Origin of the sequence: Streptomyces sp. NPDC006265, from assembly GCF_040613555.1 — a bacterium.
In the GTDB taxonomy this organism is placed as follows: Bacteria; Actinomycetota; Actinomycetes; order Streptomycetales; family Streptomycetaceae; genus Streptomyces.
In genome coordinates, this window is sequence record NZ_JBEXSH010000735.1 from 1 (window position 1) to 4,067 (window position 4,067).

Annotated in this window: 4 protein-coding genes and 3 pseudogenes; 3 read left to right on the forward strand and 4 right to left on the reverse strand. The window is 72.6% G+C overall.

The genetic code is table 11. The features are described from left to right. Nucleotides 1-63: 63 nt before the first annotated feature. A pseudogene (locus ABZ281_RS38665) lies at nucleotides 64-909 on the reverse strand (PLP-dependent transferase); the annotation flags it as partial. 67 nt (nucleotides 910-976) lie between these two features. Between ABZ281_RS38665 and ABZ281_RS38670 the strand changes: the two are divergent. Further along, nucleotides 977-1,468 (forward strand): Lrp/AsnC family transcriptional regulator, encoded by a 492-nt coding sequence (locus tag ABZ281_RS38670; protein ID WP_356662693.1) that lies wholly within the window; start codon nucleotides 977-979, stop codon nucleotides 1,466-1,468. Between the two features lie 31 nt (nucleotides 1,469-1,499). Further along, nucleotides 1,500-1,955: pseudogene (locus tag ABZ281_RS38675) on the forward strand (DUF885 family protein); the annotation flags it as partial. On the opposite strand, the pseudogene ABZ281_RS38680 reads toward ABZ281_RS38675, so the two are convergent. Then, nucleotides 1,857-2,438: pseudogene (locus tag ABZ281_RS38680) on the reverse strand (hypothetical protein); the annotation flags it as partial. The pseudogenes ABZ281_RS38675 and ABZ281_RS38680 sit on opposite strands and share 99 nt — an antisense overlap. A 64-nt stretch (nucleotides 2,439-2,502) precedes the next feature. Between ABZ281_RS38680 and ABZ281_RS38685 the strand changes: the two are divergent. After that, the gene (locus ABZ281_RS38685; RefSeq protein WP_030843794.1) at nucleotides 2,503-2,790 is read left to right on the forward strand and encodes a DUF6158 family protein; all 288 of its coding nucleotides are present in this window, start codon (nucleotides 2,503-2,505) and stop codon (nucleotides 2,788-2,790) included. Between the two features lie 103 nt (nucleotides 2,791-2,893). Here the strand turns inward: ABZ281_RS38685 and ABZ281_RS38690 are convergent, their stop codons facing one another. Both ABZ281_RS38690 and ABZ281_RS38695 read right to left on the reverse strand, forming a co-directional pair. After that, nucleotides 2,894-3,436, reverse strand: coding sequence for a type 1 glutamine amidotransferase domain-containing protein (locus ABZ281_RS38690; protein WP_356662694.1), 543 nt, complete (start codon nucleotides 3,434-3,436; stop codon nucleotides 2,894-2,896). Between the two features lie 5 nt (nucleotides 3,437-3,441). Beyond that, the gene (locus tag ABZ281_RS38695) at nucleotides 3,442-3,996 is read right to left on the reverse strand and encodes a diguanylate cyclase (protein ID WP_356662696.1); all 555 of its coding nucleotides are present in this window, start codon (nucleotides 3,994-3,996) and stop codon (nucleotides 3,442-3,444) included. Nucleotides 3,997-4,067 lie beyond the last annotated feature (71 nt).

Here is a 4,067-nt window from a genome sequence, read left to right on the forward strand (position 1 = left end):
CACCGGGCACTCCATCGGCGAGCTCGCCGCGGCCCATGTCGCGGGCGTGCTGTCCCTCGCCGACGCGGCCCGGCTCGTCGCGGCCCGGACCCGGACGGGGAGGGTGGACAGACCCCGCAGCAGCAGGTAGCCGGCCAGCGGGTGCAGGACACCGCCCGTGGCGAAGCGCACCTGCCGCAGCCGGCCCGCCAACTCCTCGTCACAGGCGACCACGCCCGCGAGGACGTCGCCGTGGCCGCCGAGGTACTTGGTGGCGCTGTGCAGGATCAGCCGGGCCCCCTGCTCGGCGGGGCGTTGGAGGACCGGCGTGGCGAAGGTGTTGTCCACGAGCAGCGGCACCGAGCCGCAGGCGTGTGCGACAGCCCGCAGGTCGACCTCGGCGAGCGTGGGGTTGGCCGGGGACTCGACCAGGACGAGGCCGGTGTCCGGGCGCAGGGCGTCGGCGACGCCGGCCGGGTCGGTCCAGGTCACCTCGGAGCCCAGCAGCCCGGCGGTGAGCAGGTGGTCGCTGCAGCCGTACAGGGGGCGTACGGCGACAACGTGCCGCAGGCCCATGGAGCCGCGGACGAGCAGGACGGCACTGAGTGCGGCCATGCCGCTGGCGAAGGCCACCGCCGCCTCGGTGCCCTCCAGGCGGGCCAGGGCCGTCTCGAAGCGGGCGACGGTCGGGTTGCCCAGCCGTCCGTACACGGGCGGGCCGTCCGGCTCCGCGCCGGTGGTGGCGAACGCGTCGATCCGGGCCGCCTCGCCGCGGCTGTCGTACGAGGGGTAGGTGGTGGACAGGTCGATGGGCGGGGTGTGCAGCCCCTGCCGGGCGAGGTCGTCCCGCCCGGCGTGCACGGCCTCGGTGGCGAGGGCTCGCGGTGCGGTGCGTAGGGCGTCGTGGGCGCGCGTGCTCGTTGTGTCCATGTCCATGGTGGGCAAGGGTGAACATCGACCGGGCTGCCGGGTGCGTGTCCCGTGCTACGTTCGGCCGATGGCTGAATCTGTCGTACTCGATCCGGTGGATCTCCATCTGTTGCGGCTGTTGCAGAACGACGCCCGGGCGACGTACCGGGATCTCGCCGCACAGGTCGGGGTGGCACCGTCGACGTGTCTGGACCGGGTGACGCGGCTGCGCCGGTCGGGCGTGATTCTCGGGCACCGGCTGGAGCTGGATCCGGCCAAGCTGGGGCGGGGGCTGGAAGCTCTCTTGCTGGTGCAGGTCAGACCGCACCGCCGGGAGCTGGTGGGGCCGTTCGTGGAGCGGATCCGGGTCCTGCCGGAGTCGCGGACGGTGTTCCATCTGACCGGTCCCGACGACTATCTGGTTCATGTCGCGGTCGCCGACATGGCCGACCTGCAGCGGCTGGTGCTGGACGAATTCACGTCGCAGCGGGAGGTGGCGCGGGTGGAGACACGGCTGATCTTCCAGCAGTGGGAGTGCGGGCCGCTGCTGCCGCCTTCGCCCTCGGCTCAATCGGCGTGACGTGCGCCGTCCGTCGTACGAGGATGGCCGCATGCCTGAGATCAAGAGCCCGCTGCCCCGAGAGGTCGCCGACGCGTACGTCGACGAGCTCGTCACCCTCGACCCGATCACCGGCACGTTCCTCGGCGACAAGGAGAGTTCGAGCAGGCTGCCCGACACCTCGCCCGCGGGGCAGGAGGCGCTCGCGGAGCTGGCGCGGCGGACGCTGGCCCGGCTGGACGAGGCCGAGCGGCTGCCCGGCGCGGACAGTGACATCGAGCGCCGGTGCGCGCGACTGCTGCGCGAGCGGCTGGGTGCCGAACTCGCGGTGCACGAGGCCGACGAGAGCCTGCGTTCCGTCAGCAACCTGAGCTCCATCGCGCATGCGGTGCGCCAGGTGTTCACCGTGACGCCGGCGCAGACGGAGGAGGACTGGGCGGCGATCGCCGAGCGGCTGCGCGGCGTCCCGGCCGCGCTGGAGGGCTACCGGGAGTCCCTGGCGCTCGGACCAGTCCGCGGAGCTCGTCCGGTGCACGGGCCACTGCCGGCCGGTCACGCTTCCGGCGTCCTCCCGGCCCAGCGCGCTGCGCAGCTCGAAGTCGGCGCCCTTGCGGTCGACGTACGCCACCACGCACACCGGGTCCTCCCCGGCCAGCTCCAGCAGCGGCGCGACCCGCGGCAGCGACGCCCATCCGGCCCAGTCACCGCCCCGCGGGGGACGGACCAGCGGCGGGTCGAGAACGACCTCGCCGGCGCGTGCGAACAGGGCCCGGCCGTGCGGTTCGGAGGAGTGCCGCAGCTCCTCGATCGCGCTCTGCACGGCCCGGCAGGTCGCCTCGTCCGCTCCCTGCGCGGCCAGCTCCCTGGCCATCGCCTGGGCCGTCAGCTCCCGCTCGTGGGGAGTGCCCTCCGTGTGCCGTGAGGTGTCGACGTACACGGAGGCCCAAGGCCCGGAGTGTTCGTACAGTGGGTGCAGAAAGGCGAGATCCATGGTTCCTCCCGGATGCCGCTCGGGGGTAGTGCTCAGGTGCTCCGGGGGCGGGTACCCGGACCGCATGGACGAACACGAGGAGCGGGGCGACACGATGACCGGAGTGGACCCTGACCGGCTGGACGACCAGCAGCTCATGAAAGAGCTGGAGACCATCCACCGCACGCGCCACGACACGCTGCTCTACGGCTCGAACGACGCGCTGCGCGCCCACAACGAGCGCATGGCGCAGCTCGAGGGCGAGTACCTGCGCCGCAATCCGCGCCGCCCGGTGGCCGCGGGCCGCACCCGCGAAGGGGCCCGGGAGCGGGGGAGCGGGGAGTCGGCGACTCCCACGGCCCCCGGCACCTGAGCCCCTCCAAGGACGCGACCGGAACCCGACCGGCACGCCCCGCGCCGACGCCGCTCGCGGTCGGCGGGGGGTGCCTTCAGGCGGCCTCCTGCGCGAGGATCCTTCAGGCGGCCTCGTGCGCGAACACGTCGAGGAACGTCTCGCAGAACGCCTTCAGATCGTCCGGCTTGCGGCTGGTGACCAGTTTGTTCGCCCCGTGGTCACAGACCTTGACCTGCTTGTCGACCCAGGTGCCGCCCGCGTTGCGGATGTCCGTCTGCAGGCTCGGCCAGGACGTCAACTCCCGGCCGCGTACGACGTCCGCCTCGACCAGCGTCCACGGCGCGTGGCAGATCGCCGCCACGGGCCGGCCGTGCTCGAAGAAGTCCCGGACGAACGCGACGGCCTTGTCGTCCATCCGCAGGAAGTCCGGGTTGGCGACGCCGCCCGGCAGCACGAGAGCGCCGAACGAGTCCGGCGAGGTGTCGCCCACGACCTCGTCCACGGGGAACGTGTCCGCCTTGTCGAGGTGGTTGAAGGCCTGGATCTCGCCCTGCTGCGTCGACATCAGGACGGGCTCGTGACCCGCGTCCTTCGCTGCCTGCCACGGCTCGGTCAGCTCGACCTGCTCGACGCCCTCGGGCGCGACCAGAAACGCGATACGCATGATGTTCAACGTCCTTTCCTGTTGCGCTTGTCCTTCTTGTGGCCCGCGCGCACGCACCGCAGCAGCTCCTCGCCGTACGGCAGCAGCACACACGTGCCGATCGCGGCGGCGATGCCCGCCAGGTAGCCGGGCGACAGGGGCCGCCGGCGCGGCACCAGGAGCCACGCGTCGGGGTCGCCCCTGCCGCCGCGCAGCAGTGACGTGACCTGGTCGGCGTGCAGGCACATCAGGGCGGCCAGCGCCCCGAACGGCAGCGACTCCAGAAAGCTGTGGATGTGCTGCTCGACCGGCTTGACCTCGCGCTCGCTCCCGACGGCCGTACGCACGTCCCACAGCGCCGTCGCCTCGTGCACCGCTGCCCCGCCCAGCTGCACGCTCAGCAGCAGCGGATTGACCTCGTAGCGCAGCGTCAGCGCGATCGGGATGCCGACCTCGGCCATCATCAGCGAATGGATGAGGGACTCCTTGGTCCCCGCGGTGTCCTCGATGCGGGTCCGCCGGTGCATCACCCAGTCCGCCACGCCGGGCACGAACCAGCTGGGCAGCAGCCCGTAGAGCAGATACCGGGTCGTGGGGGGTAAGACCGAGTCGGGGAAGCCCGGGGGGCGGTGAGGGGCGGCCGGGGGGCGGG

Excerpts from the sequence above, each read along its gene's own strand:
- ABZ281_RS38670 (WP_356662693.1), top strand. The coding sequence starts at position 977 with ATGGCTGAATCTGTCGTACTCGATCCGGTGGATCTCCATCTGTTGCGG.
- ABZ281_RS38685 (WP_030843794.1), top strand. The coding sequence starts at position 2,503 with ATGGACGAACACGAGGAGCGGGGCGACACGATGACCGGAGTGGACCCT.
- ABZ281_RS38690 (WP_356662694.1), bottom strand. The coding sequence starts at position 3,436 with ATGCGTATCGCGTTTCTGGTCGCGCCCGAGGGCGTCGAGCAGGTCGAG.